Below are 15,844 nucleotides of genomic sequence, written 5' to 3' on the forward strand. Positions count from 1 at the left end.
CGACCGCCGCGCTCAGTCGCCCTGCCCGTCCGCGGGCAGGTAGCGCGCGGCGGCAAAGTCGACAAACGCCCGCACCTTCGGCGACAGGTGCCGGTTCTGTGGATACAGCGCGTACAGGTTCAACGGCTGCTGGCGAAATTCGGGCAGCACGCGCACCAGCTCGCCGCGCGCCACAGGGTCGCGCACGAGAAACGCCGGCGACGCCGCCAGCCCCGTGCCTGCCAGCGCGGCGCTGCGCAGCACGAGCCCGCTGTTGGCCTGCAGCCGCCCGCTCACGTCGACCGTGTGGACGCTGCCGTCCGGCGCGGTGAAGCTGGGCTGTGCGGCCTTCGCGGCCAATGAATAGTTGAGGCAGTCGTGCGCCGCCAGGTCGGCGGGCGTGCGCGGCGTGCCGCGCCGCTGCAGGTAGGCGGGCGATGCCACCCACCACTCCTCGAAGCTCGCGAGGCGCTTGACGATCAGCGTCGAGTCCGAGAGTGCATATGCCAGTCGCAATCCCACGTCGAAGCCCTCTTCGATCAGGTCGACGAAGCGGTCGTTGCACACGAGGTCGGCCTTGACCTGCGGATGTGTGTCGAGAAAAGCCGGCAGCCAATGCGCCAGTTCCTCCAGCCCGAAGGACATCGGCGCGTTGATGCGCAGCAGGCCCGTGGGTTCGACCTGGTGCTGCGCCACGACCAGCGCCGCGGTCTCGACCTGATCGAGGATCTGCCGCGCATGTTCGTAGTAGGTCTGGCCAGCCTGCGTGAGCGCGAAGCGGCGCGTGGTGCGGTTCAGCAGCTGCACGCCCAGCGCCGTTTCCAGCTGCTTGACGTGGCGCGAGACCACCGTGTGCGACACGTCCATCGCGTCGGCCGCGGCTGTGAAGCCGCCGGCCTCCACGACGGCGCGGAACGCCTTCATGGCCGCGAACTGGTCCATGCGCGAGCGCTGCCGGTTGTCAGTGCGCGCCGGCGGCTGCGTCGCCGCCCGCGCCGCCCTTTTGCGGCCGCGCCAGCCACACCAGCGGAATCAGCAGCAGGAACAGCACCGCCGAGGCATAGAAGATGTCGTTCGTCGCGAGCATGAACGACTGCTGGTCGACCAGGCGGTTGATCTGCCCGAGCACCTGCTCGGAACTGAAGCCGCTGCCGGTCAGCCCCGAGATGGCGCTGGTGGCCGCGCTGTTGCCCGGGTTCACCGACTCCACCAGCTGCGCGTGGTGCAGCGCCGCGCGGCTGTCCCACAGCGTGGTGGCGATCGAGGTGCCCATCGCGCCCGCCGTGATCCGCAGAAAGTTCGACAGCCCCGACGCGGCCGGGATGCGGTCGGGCGTGAGGCCCGACAGCGTGATGGTCACGAGCGGAATGAAGAAGAACGCCATCGCGATGCCTTGGATGATCGTCGGGATGATGATCGTCACGAAGTCGGCCTGCGTGTTGAAGTTCGAACGCATCCACAGCACCAGCGCGAACACCAGGAACGAGAAGGTCGCGTAGCGGCGCGGGTCGATCTTGGACACGGTGAGGCCCACCACCGGCGAGAAGAAGATCGCCAGCAGCCCCACGGGCGCCATGATCATCCCCGCCTGCGTGGCGGTGTAGCCCATCCACTGCTGCAGCCACAGCGGCAGCAGCACCACGTTGCCGAAGAACAGGCCGTAGGCAATGGCCGTGGCCACCGCGCCCGACCAGAAGTTGCGGCGCTTGAACAGCGACAGGTCGACCACCGGGTGCTTGTCGGTCAGCTCCCAGACCAGGAAGAAGGCGAAGCCGACCACGGCCACCACAGCCATCGTGACGATCTCGGCCGAGTGGAACCAGTCGAGTTCCTTGCCCTTGTCGAGCATGAGCTGCAGCGAGCCCACCCACAGCACCAGCAGCGCCAGGCCGATGGCGTCGATCGGCACCTTGTGCGTCTTGCTCTCGCGCTTGTGGTACAGCGTCCAGGTGATGGCCGCGGCCACGATGCCGACCGGGATGTTGATGTAGAAGATCCACGGCCACGAGATGTTGTCGGTGATCCAGCCGCCGAGCAGCGGCCCCATCACCGGCGCGACCAGCGTCGTCATCGACCACATCGCCATGGCCAGGCCGGCCTTGGCCTTCGGGTAGCTCGACAGCAGCAGCGTCTGCGACAGCGGGATCATCGGCCCCGCCACGAAGCCCTGCAGCGCGCGAAACAGGATGAGCGTGGTCATGTTGGGTGCCAGGCCGCACAGCAGCGAGGCGATCATGAACAGGATCACGCTGGCCATGAACAGGCGCACCTGGCCGAAGCGCTGGGTCATGAACCCCGTGAGCGGCACCGCGATGGCATTGGCCACCGCGAAGCTGGTGATGACCCAGGTGCCTTGCGTGGTGCTCACGCCGAGGTCGCCCGAGATGGCCGGCAGCGACACGTTCGCGATCGACGAGTCGAGCACGTTCATGAAGGTGGCGGCGGACAGCGCGACCGTGCCCCACACGCGGGCGGAGCCCTCGAGCGGGGGGTGCGCGATATAGGCAGGAGCAGCAGTGGCCATGGCGCGAGCTGTGAGGGTTCAGCAGCCGGCGGCGATCAGCCCGGCTGGCCCTGCGTGGCGACGTGCGCGGCCGGCGCAGCGCTGGAGGCCGCCGGACGGCTCACCGCCGCCGTGGGCGTACCACGGCCGAGGTTGGCGGCCACGATGCGGTCCACCTCGGCGTCGGCGCCGCGGTCGAGTTGGCTGTAGACCTGCGTCTGCGCGAAGGCCGTGCTGCGCGGCGCGTCGGCCAGCATCTTGCCGGTCTTCTGCGTGATGTCGATCTCGGCGTCCATCGACAGGCCGATGCGCAGCGGGTTGGCCTTGAGCTGCTCGGGGTCGAGTGCGATGCGCACGGGCACGCGCTGCACCACCTTGATCCAGTTGCCGGTGGCGTTCTGCGCCGGCAGCAGCGCAAAGGCGGCGCCGGTGCCCACGCCCAGGCCGGCGACCTTGCCGGTGTACTCGACCTTCTTGCCGTACACGTCGGCGGTGAGCTTCACGGGCTGGTCGATGCGGATGTTGCGCAGCTGCACTTCCTTGAAGTTGGCGTCGACCCACAGCTGGTGCAGCGGCACGATGGACATCATCGGCGTGCCTGCGGCCACGCGCTGGCCCAGCTGCACGGTGCGCTTGGCGACGTAGCCGTCGACCGGCGCGGGCATGGCCACGCGCTGCGTGGCGAGGTAGGCCTCGCGCACCTTGGCGGCGGCGGCCAGCACGCTCGGGTGCTGGGCCACGCTGGTGCCTTCGGTCAGCGACTGGTTGCTGGCCAGCGCCTCGCGCGCGGCGACCACGCCGGCCTGCGCGGCGGCGAGTGCGCTCTTGGCGTTGGCCAATTGCGTCTCGGCGTGGTTGAGTTCTTCCTTCGACACGGCGCCGTTGCCCGACAGCGCGCGGCGGCGCTGCAGGTCGTCCTGCGCCTTGGCGATGTCGCTCTGGGCCTTGGCGATGTCGCTCTGGCGCAGCGTGACCTGCGCGGCCAGCGAGCCGTTGTTGGCGTACAGCGTGCGCACCTGGCGCACGGCCTGCGCGAGCGCGGCCTCGGCCTGCTCGAGTGCGACCTTGGCGTCGGCCGGGTCGAGCTGCACCAGCGGCTGGCCGGCCTTCACGAAGTCGGTGTCGTCGGCGCCGATGGCCATGACGGTGCCGCCGATCTGCGGCGTGATCTGGATGACGTTGCCCTGCACGTAGGCGTTGTCGGTGTTCTCGTAGTGGCTGGCGACCAGCCATTCGTACAGGCCCCAGCCGCCGCCGACGACCAGCACCACGGCGGTGAGCGCGGTGAGTGCGCGGCGGCGCTTGCCGTTGCTTGCAGGCGCCTCGGGCGCTGCGGTGGGGGGCACGGGGGAAGCGGATGTCGGAGTGTTGTTATCGCTCATGATGGAGTTCTTTCCGAAGAAGGCGGATCAGCAAATCAGTTCAGTGCGGCGGCCGTCGGGGCCGCGGCCGTCGCGGTGGCCGGCGGCTGCCAGCCGCCGCCCAGGGCGCGCGCCAGGCCCACCTGCGTGTCGAGGGCGCGGGCCGCCAGGTCGACCGCGAGCCGGCGCTGGGCCAGCACGGCGGTTTCGGCGGTCAGCACGTTGAGGTAGTTGCCCAGGCCCGCGCGGTAGCGCTGCACGGCAATGTCGTAGGCGCCTTCGGCGGCCGTCTGCGCGGCGCGCTGTTCGGTCTGCTGGCGCACGATCGACTGCGCGCTCGAGACCTGGTCGGCCGCGTCGCGCACGGCGTCGAGCACGGTGGCGTTGTAGCTTTCGATGGCCACGTCGAGGTCGGCCGACTTGCCGCGCAGGTTGGCGCGCAGGCGCCCGCCTTCGAAGATCGGCAGGTGGATGGCCGGGCCCACGCCCCACTGCTCGCTGCCCGACTTGAGCAGCTTGCCGAAGCCCAGGCTCTGGAAGCCGGCAAAGGCCGTGAGGTTCACGTTGGGATAGAACTGGGTCTTGGCGTTGGCCACGTCGCTGGTGGCCGCTTCGACGCGCCAGCGCGCGGCGGCGATGTCGGCGCGGCGGCCCAGCAGGTCGGCGGGGATGTTCGCCTGCAGCGCCATCGGCTTCACGCCGGCCAGCACCGGCGGCTTCAGCGAGGCCGACACGTTGGGCTGGCCCACGAGTGCATCGAGCGCGTGCTGCTGCAGCGCGATCTGCTCGTTGAGCGCTTCGATCTGCTGGCGGGCTTCGGGCAGGCCGCCTTCGCTCTGGCGCAGTTCGAGGCGCGTATCGAGGCCGGCCGAGACGCGGTCGCGCACCAGCTTGAAGGTCTCGTCGCGCTGCGCCAGCGTGCGCTTGGCCACCTCGACCTGTTCATTCAGGCGCGCCCACTGGAAGTAGCTGCGCGCCACGTTGCTCGCGAGCAGCACGCGCGCGGCATCGGCGTCGGCTGCGGCCGCGTTGGCCGCGCCGAGGGCGGTGTCGAGCGCGCTGCGGTTCTTGCCGAAGAAGTCGAGCTCCCAGCTCGCGCCGAGTTGCAGCAGGCCGATGTTCTGCGTCGAGCCGCCCAGCGGCGCCGGGTAGATGTAGTTGCTGTTGAACTTCTGGCGGTTCAGGTTCAGGTCGGCACCGACCTTGGGCAGCAGCGCCGCGCCGGCGATGTCCGCCGAGGCCTGGGCGCGCACGAGGCGCGCACGCGCGACCTGCAGGTTCGGGTTGCCGGCCACGGCCTGGTCGACCAGCGCATTGAGCTGGCTGTCGCCGAAGGCCTGCCACCACTGGCTGTCCAGGCTGGGCACGGTGGCGCGCGCGGGGTCGGCTGCGATGCCGAGCGTGGACGCATTGCGCAACTTCGCGTGCGAGCCGATGCCGGCCATGTCGGCGCAACCGGCGAGCGCGACCACCGCCAGCGCGGCGGCCACCACAGGCGTGCGGCGCAGCGCGCGCACGGCGAAAGACTCAGTCATTCTTCTCTCCACGGGCCGCGAGGCCCTGTGCGTTGTCGAGGATGCGGCGCAAGTAGTCCTTGAGCTGCTCCCATTCTTCGAGGCTGAAGCCGGCCAGGTACTCGTTCTGCACCCGGCTCAGCACATAGGGCACTTCCTTCGCGGCCGCACGGCCTTCGTCGGTGAGTTCGATGTTGACCACGCGGCGGTCTTCGAGCGAGCGCACGCGGCGGCACAGGCCCTTGGCCTCGAGGCGGTCGAGCAGGCGCGTCATGGCGCCGGTGTCGAGCTCGCAGGCGCGGGCCAGTTCGGCCACGGTGGTGGCGGCGCCGACGTGCAGCTTGTACAGCGGCACCCACTGCGGGTACGTGGGGCTGCCGGGCTCGCACATGCGCGTGCCGACGGTCTGACCCACGGACGTGACGATGCGGCGCATCAGGTAGCCGATGCTCTCTTCGGCGCGGTAGTCCTCGGCGCGATAGAAGTCGGCCGGCGGGCGCACGGCCTCGTCGGGCGTCGGAGGGACCGGGGAAATGGGGGCATCGCTCATGCCTGAAATATTAGTTGTCATGGCAATTACTGTCAAGGCGACCTTTGTGGGGGCAAGGGCTCGGTAGAATTCGCGCCCATGGCTTCTTCCCCTCCGTCGTCCTCCGCAGCCAAGGGTTCGCCCCGCTCGCTGTCGGGGTTGCGCCCCTTCCTTCGCCCCTACCGCGTGCAGATCGTGCTGGCGGGGGTCTTCCTGGTGATGGCGGCGGTCACGACGCTGGCTTTTCCTATCGCCCTGCGCAGCCTGATTGACGGTGGCTTGGTCAGCGCCGACAAGGGCGCGCAGACCATGGCGCTGCGCGAGCACTTCGGCGCCCTCTTCGCGGTGGCCGTGGCGCTGGGCCTGTTTTCGGCCGCGCGCTTCTACACGGTGAGCTGGCTCGGCGAGCGTGTCACGGCCGACCTGCGCAATGCGGTCTACGGCCATGTGCTGCAGCAGAGCCCGGCCTTCTTCGAGACCACGCAGACCGGCGAGGTGCTGTCGCGCCTCACGGCCGACACCACGCTGGTGCAGACGGTCGTCGGCTCGTCGCTGAGCATGGGCCTGCGCAACGCCGTCATGGGCGTGGGCGCGCTGGCGGTGCTGGTCTGGACCAACCCTTATGTGATGGTGCAGGTGCTCGGCATCCTGGTGCTGGTGGTGCTGCCGAGCATGTGGTTCGGCCGCCGCGTGCGCAAGCTGTCGCGTGCCAGCCAGGACCGCGTGGCCGACTCGAGCGCCATCGCGGCCGAGGTGCTGAATGCGATTCCCGTGGTGCAGAGCTACACGGCCGAAGGCCGCGAGGCCGACCGCTTCAACAGCTCGACCGAAAACGCCTTCCATACCGCCGTGCGCCGCACGCGCGCGCGCTCGGTGCTCGTGGCCTTCATCATCATCGCCACATCGGCCGCCCTGCTCTGGGGCCTGTACGAAGGCACGCAGGCCGTGCTGCGCGGCGACATCACGGCCGGCCACCTGGGCCAGACCGTGGTCTACGTGGCGATCCTGGCGAGCGCCACCGCGGTGCTCGGCGAGGTGTACGGCGACCTGCTGCGCGCGGCCGGCGCCACCGAACGCCTGATGGAACTGCTGCACGCGCCGACGGCCATCGCCTCGCCCACCAGGCCGGCGGTGGCGCCGGTTCCCGCCGCGGGCAGCGCCATCCGCTTCGACGCGATCACCTTCCACTACCCCTCGCGGCCGGGCACGCCGGCGCTGCGCGACTTCAGCCTGGACATCGCACCGGGCGAGACCGTGGCGCTGGTGGGATCGAGCGGCGCAGGCAAGAGCACGGTGTTCCAGCTGCTGCTGCGCTACTACGACCCGCAGTCGGGCCGCATCGTGCTCGACGGCGCGTCGCTCGATGCGCTCGCCCTGCACGACCTGCGCACCCGCATCGGCCTCGTGCCGCAGGACGCGGTGATCTTCTCGGCCAGCGCCTTCGAGAACATCCGCTACGGCCGGCCCGAGGCCAGCGCCGACGAGGTGCACGCCGCGGCGCGCGCCGCCTTCGCGCATGACTTCCTGCAGGCCCTGCCCGAGGGCTACGACACCTTCCTGGGCGAACGCGGCGTGCGGCTGTCGGGCGGCCAGCGCCAGCGCATCGCGATCGCGCGGGCCATCCTGAAGAACCCGCCGCTGCTGCTGCTGGACGAAGCCACCAGCGCGCTCGACGCCGAGAGCGAGCGCATGGTGCAGGCCGCGCTCGAGTCGGCGATGGAGAACCGCACCACGCTCGTGATCGCCCACCGCCTGGCGACCGTGCAGAAGGCCGACCGCATCATCGTGCTGGACCACGGCGGCATCGTCGAACAGGGAACGCACGCGGCGCTGGTGGCGCAAGGCGGCGTGTACGCGCGGCTGGCCGCGCTGCAGTTCACGGCCTGACCCGATCGATCGGGTCAGTCGTCGGTTACTGCAGGGTTTCTTTCAGCGCTGCCGGAATCGGCAGCGCCATCACCGGAATGCCTTCATCGAGCAGCGCCTCGGTCTGCTCCGGCGTGGCCTGGCCGCGGATGCCGCGCTCGGCGGTTTCGCCGTAGTGCATCTTGCGCGCCTCGTCGGCGAAGCGGTCGCCGACGTCTTCGGTCTTGGCCAGCACTTCGCGCACGGCGCGCATCCAGCGGGCTTCGGGTGAAGTCGAAGATGCCGATACCTGCGTGGAAGGCGATGCGGGCGCCGACGGCGCGTGGGCCGCGTCGCCGCGCCCTTCTTCCTTCGGCGCCTTGGCGTTGCTCAGGTTCAGGCGGGGTGCACTCAGCAACTTGACGATGGCGGTGTCGCCGCAGACCGGGCACTCGACCAGGCCGCTGGCGAGCTGGCTGTCGAACGCCTCGTTGGACGCGAACCAGCCCTCGAAGCCGTGGCCGTGCGTGCAGCGGAGATCGAGAACCTTCATGCGCGGATTATCCCGCGCCGCCTTGCGAGGCTGCGGCCTGCCAATCCAGTGCCCATGCGCCCGACAGGACGTTCTGCAGCCACAGGGCGCAGGTGAGCGTCTTCGCGTCGGTCACGGTGCCGTCGCGGCACCAGCCGATGAGCTCCTGCGGCGTAGCAGTGAACACGTCGAGAAACTCGCCGTGGTCGAGCTGGCGCTCGCCCAGCGAGAGGCCGCGTGCGAAATAGATGTGAATGATTTCGGTCGAGTACGCCACCGCCAGGTGCGTAGCGCCGGCATGCGCCCATTCGCGCGCGGAGTAGCCGGTTTCCTCGAGCAGTTCGCGCTGACCGCACAGCAGCGGATCTTCGCCGGCGTCGAGCTTGCCCGCGGGAAACTCGACGATCACGCGGTCCACCGGGTAGCGGAACTGGCGCTCCAGCACCACGCGGCCGTCGTCAAGCAGCGGAATCACCACCACCGCGCCGGGATGCACCACGTACTCGCGCGTGGCGCTGTGGCCGTCGGGCAAGCGGATGGTGTCGCGCTTGGCGTGCAGGAACTTGCCCTTGAAGAGCTCTTCGCTGCTGACGAGCGCTTCCTTCAGATGCGAATCGGGGGCAGGAGAAGTCATGTCGGTCAGTGCCTGTGCTTCATCAGGTAGCGCCAGGTGAACCCCGGGAAGGCCAGCACGACGAACAGCGAGGCCGTCACCGCGTAGAACTCCCAGCCCTGGGCGGCGATCTGCCCTGCCCTGCGCTCGAACAGCAGGCCGATGCCGCCGGCGATGAAGTACAGCACCACCAGTTCGCCGAAGCGAATGGCGAGCGACTTGTGCGCGGTCGACAGCGGCACCGCCCCGAACAGGCGCTCATTCAGGAACGGCAGGTTGGCGGCCACCAGGGCCACCAGCAGCACCACCCAGACCGACGCGGTTTGCGACACCTGTGCGGGCCGCGTCAGTGGGCCAGCGTGGCCGCGATGGCGTCGTAGCACAGCGTCATCAGACCGCCGGGCAGCACGCCAAGAATCAGGATCAGCGCGCCGTTGATCGTGAGCACGGTGCGCACGTCGAACGAGGCCGACACGGTGGTCGCCGTGACGGGCGCGTCGAAGTACATGACCTTGACCACGCGCAGGTAGTAGAACGCGCCGATCAGCGAGGTGATCACGGCGAACACGGCCAGGCCGATGTAGATGGCGGCGCCCGAGGCGATCAGCGCCTGCAGCACGGCCAGCTTGGCGTAGAAGCCGACCAGCGGCGGCAGGCCGGCCAGCGAGAACATCGCGATGGCCATCACGCCGGCGTACAGCGGGCTGCGCTGGTTCAGGCCGGCCAGGTCGGTGATCTCTTCGCTTTCGAAGCCTTCGCGCGCCAGCAGCAGGATGATGCCGAAACTCGCCAGCGTGGTCAGCACGTAGGTCACGACGTAGAACATCGCGGCGCTGTAGGCGGCCTGCGCGTTCTGCGTGCCCTGCAGGTCGGAACCCGCCACCAGGCCCAGCAGCATGAAGCCCATCTGCGCGATGGTCGAGTAGGCCAGCATGCGCTTGAGGTTGCTCTGCGCGATGGCGGCCAGGTTGCCGATCACCAGCGACGCCACCGCCAGCACGGCCAGCATCTGCTGCCAGTCGATGGCCAGCGGCTGCAGGCCGTCGACCAGCAGGCGGATGATGATGCCGAAGGCAGCCAGCTCGGGCGCGGCGCCGATCAGCAGCGTGATCGCCGTCGGCGCGCCCTGGTAGACGTCGGGCACCCACATGTGGAACGGTGCGGCACCGACCTTGAACGCCAGGCCGGCCACGATGAAGACCAGGCCGAACACCAGCACCTGGTGGTTCACCTTGCCGGTCGAGATCGCCTTGAACACTTCGTTCAGGTCGAGCGAGCCGGTGGCGCCGTACATCATCGACAGGCCGTACAGCAGGAAGCCGCTGGCCATGGCGCCGAGCACGAAGTACTTCATGGCGGCTTCGCTGGCCACCGCGTTGTCGCGGCGCAGCGCCACGAGCGCGTAGCTCGACAGCGTGAGCAATTCCAGGCCGAGGTAGATCAGCAGGAAGTTGCTGCCGCCGATCATCACGAACATGCCCAGCAGGGCCAGCATGCTGATCGTGAACATCTCGCCGCCGCGCAGCATCTCGCGGTCGGCCGCGTAGGGACGGCCGTAGACCAGCGTGACCATCAGGGCCAGCGAGGCGAAGCACTTGAGCCAGTTGCCCATCGTGTCGCTCACCACCATGCCGCCGAAGCCGTAGGAAGTCTTGCCGCCGACAGCGGCCAGGCCCGTGAGCACGGCCACCGCCGCCAGCGTGAGCAGCGTCAGGATGTAGGTGCGGGTGCGGCGCGGGCTCGTGTCCGACAGGTCGACCAGCGCAATGATGCAGGCCATGACCAGCAACACGATTTCGGGGTAGATCGTCACCCAGCTGAGTTTGTCAATCATCTCGTTCTCTTCTTCAGCGTGGCATCAGACGGGCAGCTTCGAAATCGCCACATGGCGCAGAAGCTCGACGACGGAGGCATCCATCGCATCGGTGAAAGGCTTCGGATACAGGCCCATCCACAGCACGGCGATGGCCAGCAGCGAGAGCATCAGGAATTCGCGGGCGTTGATGTCCTTCAGTTCCTTGACGTGGTCGTTGCCGACCGGGCCCAGGTACACGCGCTTGTACATCCACAGGGTGTAGGCAGCGCCGAAGATCAGTGCGGTGGCGGCGCCCAGGCCGACCCAGAAGTTGGCCTTGACGGCGCCCAGGATCACCATCCATTCGCCCACGAAACCAGCGGTGCCCGGGAGGCCGCAGTTGGCCATGGCGAACAGCAGCGCGAACGCGGCGAACTTGGGCATGGTGTTGACCACGCCGCCGTAGTCGGCGATCTGGCGCGAGTGGACGCGGTCGTACAGCACGCCGATGCCCAGGAACATGGCGCCCGACACGAAGCCGTGGGCAATCATCTGCACGATGCCGCCGGACACGCCGAGCTCGTTGAAGATGAAGAAGCCCAGCGTCACGAAGCCCATGTGGGCGACCGACGAGTACGCCACCAGCTTCTTCATGTCCTGCTGCACCAGCGCCACCAGGCCCACGTAGATCACGGCGATGAGCGACAGCGCGATCATGAGCCAGGCCCATTCGTGCGAAGCGTCAGGCGCGATGGGCATCGAGAAGCGCAGGAAACCGTAGGCACCCAGCTTCAGCATGATCGCGGCCAGCACGGCCGAGCCGCCCGTGGGCGCCTCGACGTGCACGTCGGGCAGCCAGGTGTGGACCGGCCACATCGGCACCTTGACGGCGAAGGCCGCGAAGAAGGCAAAGAACAGGAAGGTCTGCGCGGTCGAACCCAGCGGCAGCTTGTGCCAGCTCAGGATGTCGAAGCTGCCGCCCGACTTGTTGTACAGGAAGATCAGCGCGACCAGCATCAGCAGCGAGCCGAGCAGCGTGTACAGGAAGAACTTGAACGCCGCGTAGATCTTGTTCGGGCCGCCCCAGATGCCGATGATCAGGTACATCGGGATCAGCGTGGCTTCGAAGAACACGTAGAACAGGATGCCGTCGAGCGCCGAGAACACGCCGATCATGAAACCCGACAGGATCAGGAACGCGCCCATGTACTGGTTCACGCGCTCGGTGATCACTTCCCAGGCCGAGATCACGACCACGACCGTGATGAACGAGGTCAGCAGCACCAGCCACAGCGACATGCCGTCGATGCCCAGGTGGTAGTTGACGTTGAAGCGCGAGATCCAGCTCGTCTTCTCGACGAACTGCATCGCGGCGGTTCCGTTCTGGAAGCGCGTGAACAGCGGCACCGTGACCAGGAAGCTCACGATGGCACCGACGAGCGCGACCCAGCGCACGCCCTTGGCGTGCTCGTCGCGGCCAAACGCCAGCAGCACGGCGCCGAATGCGATCGGCACCCAGATGGCAAGGCTCAACAAACCCATTTTTCTTTTTCTCCAGCGTTCGGGCTCAACGTTTGAACCAGACGAAGTACGTCATCAGGATGAAGATGCCCAGCAGCATCGCGAAGGCGTAGTGATAGATGAAGCCCGACTGCAGCCAGCGCACGACACCGGCCACACGCCCCACCACTTTCCAGGAACCGTTGACGATCGCGCCGTCGATCAGGGCCTGGTCGCCGCCCTTCCACAGGCCCGTGCCGAGCAGGCGCGCACCGCGGGCGAGGATGTTCTCGTTGATCCAGTCGAGGTAGTACTTGTTCTCGAGCAGGTTGTAGATCGGGCTGAAGGCGCGCTTGATGGCGGCCGGCAGTGCCGGGTTCATCATGTACATGTAGTACGACAGCGCCACGCCGGCCAGTGCCAGCCAGAACGGTGCGGTCTGCAGACCGTGGATCGCCATGGCGACCGGGCCGTGGAAGGCTTCCTTCAACTCGCCCATCGCGTGGTGCTTGGCACCATCGACGAAGATCGCGTCCTTGAAGAAGCTGCCGAACAGCATCGGGTCGATGGTCATGAAGCCGATCACCACCGAGGGGATCGCCAGCAGCACCAGCGGCAGCCAGACCACCATCGGCGATTCGTGCGGCTTGTGGGCGTCGTGGCCATGGCCGTGATCGTCGTGTCCGTGCGCGTCGTGCGCATGGTCGTCGTGGTGTGCGTCCGGGTTCTGGTCGTAGCGTTCCTTGCCGTGGAAGACCAGGAAGTACATGCGGAACGAGTAGAACGCCGTCACAAACACGCCGGCCAGCACCGCGTAGTAGGCGAACTGCGCGCCCCACAGGTGGCTTTCGTGCACGGCCTCGATGATGCTGTCCTTCGAGTAGAAGCCCGAGAAGAACGGCGTGCCGATCAGCGCCAGCGAACCCAGCAGCGAGGTGATCCAGGTGATGGGCATGTACTTGCGCACGCCACCCATCCAGCGGATGTCCTGATTGTGGTGCATGCCGATGATCACCGAGCCCGCGCCGAGGAACAGCAGCGCCTTGAAGAAGGCGTGCGTCATCAGGTGGAACACCGCGACCGAGTAGGCCGAGGCACCGAGCGCCACGGTCATGTAGCCCAGCTGCGACAGCGTCGAGTACGCGACCACGCGCTTGATGTCGTTCTGGATGATGCCCAGGAAGCCCATGAACAGCGCGGTGATGGCGCCGATCACGAGGATGAAGCTCAAGGCCGTGTCGCTCAGCTCGAACAGCGGCGACATGCGCGCCACCATGAAGATGCCGGCCGTCACCATGGTCGCCGCGTGGATCAGCGCCGAGATGGGGGTCGGGCCTTCCATCGAGTCGGGCAGCCACACGTGCAGCGGGAACTGGGCGCTCTTGCCCATCGCGCCGATGAACAGGCAGATGCAGATCACCGTGATGAGCATCCACTCGGTGCCCGGGAAGGTGATGCCGGCCAGCGTGTGCGCCTTGGCGAAGGCTTCGCCGTAGTTCAGCGTGCCGGCGTAGGCGGCGATCAGGCCGATGCCCAGAATGAAGCCGAAGTCACCCACGCGGTTGACCAGGAAGGCCTTCATGTTCGCGAAGATGGCCGTGGGCTTGTTGAACCAGAAGCCGATCAGCAGGTACGACACCAGGCCCACCGCCTCCCAGCCGAAGAACAGCTGGAGCATGTTGTTGCTCATGACGAGCATCAGCATCGAGAAGGTAAAAAGCGAGATGTACGAGAAGAAGCGGTTGTAGCCGTCGTCTTCTTCCATGTAGCCGATGGTGTAGATGTGGACCATCAGCGACACGAAGGTCACGACGCACATCATCATGGCCGTGAGGCCGTCGACCAGGAAGCCGACTTCCATCTTCAGGCCACCGACCATCATCCATTCGTAGATGGTCTGGTTGAAGCGGGCGCCGTCGACGATGACCGACTTCAGCGTCATCGCAGAGATCACGAAGGCGACGAACACGCCCAGGATGGTCAGCGAATGCGTGACCTTGCGGCCGATGTGGTTGCCGCCGAACTTCGTGCCGAACAGGCCGGCAAGTGCGGCGCCGACCAGGGGTGCCAGCGGCACGGCCAGCAAGGTGGATGCGGAAAGGGTTGCGCTCATACTGCTGTCAACCCTTGAGCGAGTTGAGTTCGTCGACGTTGATGTTGGACTTGTTGCGGAACAACAGGACCAGCAGCGCCAGGCCGATGGCCGATTCGGCCGCCGCCACCGTCAGGATGAAGAACACGAAGATCTGGCCGTGCATGTCGCCCAGGTAGTGCGAGAAGGCCACGAAGTTCATGTTGACCGCCAGCAGCATCAGTTCGATGGCCATCAGCAGCACGATCAGGTTCTTGCGGTTCAGGAAGATGCCGATCACCGACAGCGCGAAGAGCATCGCGCCGAGCGAGAGAAAGTGTCCGAGCGTGAGCGTCATGCCTTGTTTTCCTTTGCAGCGGCATCCGCTGCCGGGGCCTCAACCACCGGCTCGGCCGCGCGCGTGACGGGCATCTGCACGATGCGCACGCGGTCGCGCGCCTTCACGCGCACCTGGTCCGACGGGTTGACGTACTTGCTGTCCTTGCGGGTGCGCAGCGTCAGTGCGATGGCGGCAATGATGGCCACCAGCAGGATGACCGCGGCGATTTCCAGCGGATAGAGGTATTCGGAATACAGCAGCTTGCCCAGCTCGAGCGTGTTCGAGCTGTTGGGCGAGGTCGTCGCCATGGCGCGCGGGCCTTCGCCCAGGCGGAAGCCGCCCATGAGCACGGCGGCCATTTCGAGCGCGATGAGCGCGCCGATGCCGGCGGCCAGCGGGAAGTGCTTCCAGAAGCCCTCTCGCAGGCCGTCGACGTCGATGTCCAGCATCATCACGACGAACAGGAACAGCACCATCACGGCGCCGACGTACACCAGCACGAGCGAGATCGCCAGGAACTCGGCGCGCAGCAGCAGCCAGATGGCCGAGGCCTGGAAGAAGGCCAGCACCAGGTACAGCGCGGCGTACACGGGGTTGCGGGAGGTGATGACGCGGAAGGCTGCAAACAGCAGCACCGCGGCAAACAGATAGAACAGACCGGTCTTGACGTCCATTGGAATTCGATTGGTACGGGTTTCGAGCGGAGCCGGCTCAGCGGTACTTGGCGTCGGCCGCCTTGTTCGCCGCGATTTCTTTTTCGTAGCGGTCGCCCACGGCCAGCAGCATGTCCTTGGTGAAGTACAGGTCGCCGCGCTTTTCGCCGTGGTATTCGAAGATGTGCGTCTCGACGATCGAGTCGACCGGGCAGCTCTCTTCGCAGAAGCCGCAGAAGATGCACTTGGTCAGGTCGATGTCGTAGCGCGTGGTGCGGCGCGAGCCGTCGTCACGCACGTCGGATTCGATGGTGATGGCCAGTGCGGGGCACACGGCCTCGCACAGCTTGCAGGCGATGCAGCGCTCTTCGCCGTTCTCGTAGCGGCGCAGCGCGTGCAGGCCGCGAAAGCGCGGCGACAGCGGCGTCTTCTCTTCGGGGAACTGGACGGTGATCTTGCGTGCGAAGGCGTACTTGCCCGTGATGGCCAGGCCCTTGAACAGTTCGAACAGCATGAAGCTGCCCAGGAAGTCCTTGAACGAGAACGGTGCGGAGGCCAGCTTGGAGGTGCGTCCGAGCCCTCCGGCGGTGTGTGAAGCAGTCATGATGT

At 67.2% G+C, this 15,844-nt stretch carries 15 protein-coding genes; 1 reads left to right on the forward strand and 14 read right to left on the reverse strand.

Annotation, left to right across the window (positions count from 1 at the left end):
- Positions 1 to 12 precede the first annotated feature (12 nt).
- Genes AC07XP_RS10340 through AC07XP_RS10360 form a run of 5 tightly spaced genes read right to left on the reverse strand, consistent with a single transcriptional unit; the run spans position 13 to position 5,907 of the window.
- A complete protein-coding gene (locus AC07XP_RS10340; protein WP_495264595.1) occupies positions 13 to 921 on the reverse strand; it encodes a LysR family transcriptional regulator in 909 nt (302 codons plus the stop codon).
- Positions 922 to 940: 19 nt separating this feature from the next.
- Positions 941 to 2,503: a DHA2 family efflux MFS transporter permease subunit gene (locus AC07XP_RS10345; protein WP_495264596.1), complete on the reverse strand. Its 1,563-nt coding sequence runs from the start codon at positions 2,501 to 2,503 to the stop codon at positions 941 to 943.
- 35 nt (positions 2,504 to 2,538) lie between these two features.
- Positions 2,539 to 3,864: an HlyD family secretion protein gene (locus AC07XP_RS10350; RefSeq protein WP_495264597.1), complete on the reverse strand. Its 1,326-nt coding sequence runs from the start codon at positions 3,862 to 3,864 to the stop codon at positions 2,539 to 2,541.
- Positions 3,865 to 3,899: 35 nt separating this feature from the next.
- On the reverse strand, positions 3,900 to 5,378 hold the full coding sequence (locus AC07XP_RS10355) for an efflux transporter outer membrane subunit (RefSeq protein WP_495264598.1): 1,479 nt from the start codon (positions 5,376 to 5,378) through the stop codon (positions 3,900 to 3,902).
- On the reverse strand, positions 5,371 to 5,907 hold the full coding sequence (locus AC07XP_RS10360; RefSeq protein WP_159271080.1) for a MarR family winged helix-turn-helix transcriptional regulator: 537 nt from the start codon (positions 5,905 to 5,907) through the stop codon (positions 5,371 to 5,373). The genes AC07XP_RS10355 and AC07XP_RS10360 overlap by 8 nt, the downstream gene beginning before the upstream one ends.
- Before the next feature lie 78 nt (positions 5,908 to 5,985).
- Here AC07XP_RS10360 and AC07XP_RS10365 point away from each other — a divergent pair, with 78 nt between their 5' ends.
- On the forward strand, positions 5,986 to 7,773 hold the full coding sequence (locus AC07XP_RS10365; RefSeq protein ID WP_495264599.1) for an ABC transporter transmembrane domain-containing protein: 1,788 nt from the start codon (positions 5,986 to 5,988) through the stop codon (positions 7,771 to 7,773).
- 25 nt (positions 7,774 to 7,798) lie between these two features.
- Here the strand turns inward: AC07XP_RS10365 and AC07XP_RS10370 are convergent, their stop codons facing one another.
- The 9 genes from AC07XP_RS10370 to nuoI are packed head-to-tail and all read right to left on the reverse strand — an operon-like array spanning position 7,799 to position 15,839.
- Positions 7,799 to 8,284 carry a DUF1178 family protein gene (locus AC07XP_RS10370; RefSeq protein WP_307589248.1) on the reverse strand — a complete coding sequence of 162 codons (486 nt, stop codon included), beginning with the start codon at positions 8,282 to 8,284 and terminating at the stop codon, positions 7,799 to 7,801.
- A gap of 7 nt (positions 8,285 to 8,291) precedes the next feature.
- Positions 8,292 to 8,897 (reverse strand): NUDIX domain-containing protein, encoded by a 606-nt coding sequence (locus AC07XP_RS10375; RefSeq protein ID WP_354344975.1) that lies wholly within the window; start codon positions 8,895 to 8,897, stop codon positions 8,292 to 8,294.
- A gap of 5 nt (positions 8,898 to 8,902) precedes the next feature.
- Entirely contained in the window at positions 8,903 to 9,208 is a 306-nt protein-coding gene (locus tag AC07XP_RS10380) for a DUF2818 family protein (RefSeq protein ID WP_062475381.1), read from the reverse strand.
- A gap of 14 nt (positions 9,209 to 9,222) precedes the next feature.
- On the reverse strand, positions 9,223 to 10,710 hold the full coding sequence (gene nuoN / locus AC07XP_RS10385; protein ID WP_062475383.1) for an NADH-quinone oxidoreductase subunit NuoN: 1,488 nt from the start codon (positions 10,708 to 10,710) through the stop codon (positions 9,223 to 9,225).
- Positions 10,711 to 10,734: 24 nt separating this feature from the next.
- Positions 10,735 to 12,213 (reverse strand): NADH-quinone oxidoreductase subunit M, encoded by a 1,479-nt coding sequence (locus AC07XP_RS10390; protein ID WP_062475386.1) that lies wholly within the window; start codon positions 12,211 to 12,213, stop codon positions 10,735 to 10,737.
- A gap of 25 nt (positions 12,214 to 12,238) precedes the next feature.
- Positions 12,239 to 14,284: an NADH-quinone oxidoreductase subunit L gene (gene nuoL / locus AC07XP_RS10395; protein ID WP_492682741.1), complete on the reverse strand. Its 2,046-nt coding sequence runs from the start codon at positions 14,282 to 14,284 to the stop codon at positions 12,239 to 12,241.
- A gap of 7 nt (positions 14,285 to 14,291) precedes the next feature.
- Positions 14,292 to 14,600, reverse strand: a complete 309-nt coding sequence (gene nuoK, locus AC07XP_RS10400; RefSeq protein WP_007837741.1) for an NADH-quinone oxidoreductase subunit NuoK — start codon at positions 14,598 to 14,600, stop codon at positions 14,292 to 14,294.
- Positions 14,597 to 15,256 (reverse strand): NADH-quinone oxidoreductase subunit J, encoded by a 660-nt coding sequence (locus tag AC07XP_RS10405; protein ID WP_062475392.1) that lies wholly within the window; start codon positions 15,254 to 15,256, stop codon positions 14,597 to 14,599. Before AC07XP_RS10405 ends, nuoK begins: the two co-directional genes overlap by 4 nt.
- 37 nt (positions 15,257 to 15,293) lie before the next feature.
- Positions 15,294 to 15,839, reverse strand: coding sequence for an NADH-quinone oxidoreductase subunit NuoI (gene nuoI / locus AC07XP_RS10410; protein ID WP_495264600.1), 546 nt, complete (start codon positions 15,837 to 15,839; stop codon positions 15,294 to 15,296).
- Positions 15,840 to 15,844 lie beyond the last annotated feature (5 nt).

It is taken from the genome of Variovorax sp. GW531-E2 (assembly GCF_059423125.1).

Excerpts from the sequence above, each read along its gene's own strand:
- AC07XP_RS10355 (WP_495264598.1), bottom strand. The coding sequence starts at position 5,378 with ATGACTGAGTCTTTCGCCGTGCGCGCGCTGCGCCGCACGCCTGTGGTG.
- nuoL (WP_492682741.1), bottom strand. The coding sequence starts at position 14,284 with ATGAGCGCAACCCTTTCCGCATCCACCTTGCTGGCCGTGCCGCTGGCA.
- nuoN (WP_062475383.1), bottom strand. The coding sequence starts at position 10,710 with ATGATTGACAAACTCAGCTGGGTGACGATCTACCCCGAAATCGTGTTG.
- AC07XP_RS10350 (WP_495264597.1), bottom strand. The coding sequence starts at position 3,864 with ATGAGCGATAACAACACTCCGACATCCGCTTCCCCCGTGCCCCCCACC.
- nuoK (WP_007837741.1), bottom strand. The coding sequence starts at position 14,600 with ATGACGCTCACGCTCGGACACTTTCTCTCGCTCGGCGCGATGCTCTTC.
- AC07XP_RS10375 (WP_354344975.1), bottom strand. The coding sequence starts at position 8,897 with ATGACTTCTCCTGCCCCCGATTCGCATCTGAAGGAAGCGCTCGTCAGC.
- AC07XP_RS10360 (WP_159271080.1), bottom strand. The coding sequence starts at position 5,907 with ATGAGCGATGCCCCCATTTCCCCGGTCCCTCCGACGCCCGACGAGGCC.
- AC07XP_RS10345 (WP_495264596.1), bottom strand. The coding sequence starts at position 2,503 with ATGGCCACTGCTGCTCCTGCCTATATCGCGCACCCCCCGCTCGAGGGC.
- AC07XP_RS10370 (WP_307589248.1), bottom strand. The coding sequence starts at position 8,284 with ATGAAGGTTCTCGATCTCCGCTGCACGCACGGCCACGGCTTCGAGGGC.
- AC07XP_RS10340 (WP_495264595.1), bottom strand. The coding sequence starts at position 921 with ATGGACCAGTTCGCGGCCATGAAGGCGTTCCGCGCCGTCGTGGAGGCC.
- AC07XP_RS10390 (WP_062475386.1), bottom strand. The coding sequence starts at position 12,213 with ATGGGTTTGTTGAGCCTTGCCATCTGGGTGCCGATCGCATTCGGCGCC.
- AC07XP_RS10405 (WP_062475392.1), bottom strand. The coding sequence starts at position 15,256 with ATGGACGTCAAGACCGGTCTGTTCTATCTGTTTGCCGCGGTGCTGCTG.
- AC07XP_RS10365 (WP_495264599.1), top strand. The coding sequence starts at position 5,986 with ATGGCTTCTTCCCCTCCGTCGTCCTCCGCAGCCAAGGGTTCGCCCCGC.
- nuoI (WP_495264600.1), bottom strand. The coding sequence starts at position 15,839 with ATGACTGCTTCACACACCGCCGGAGGGCTCGGACGCACCTCCAAGCTG.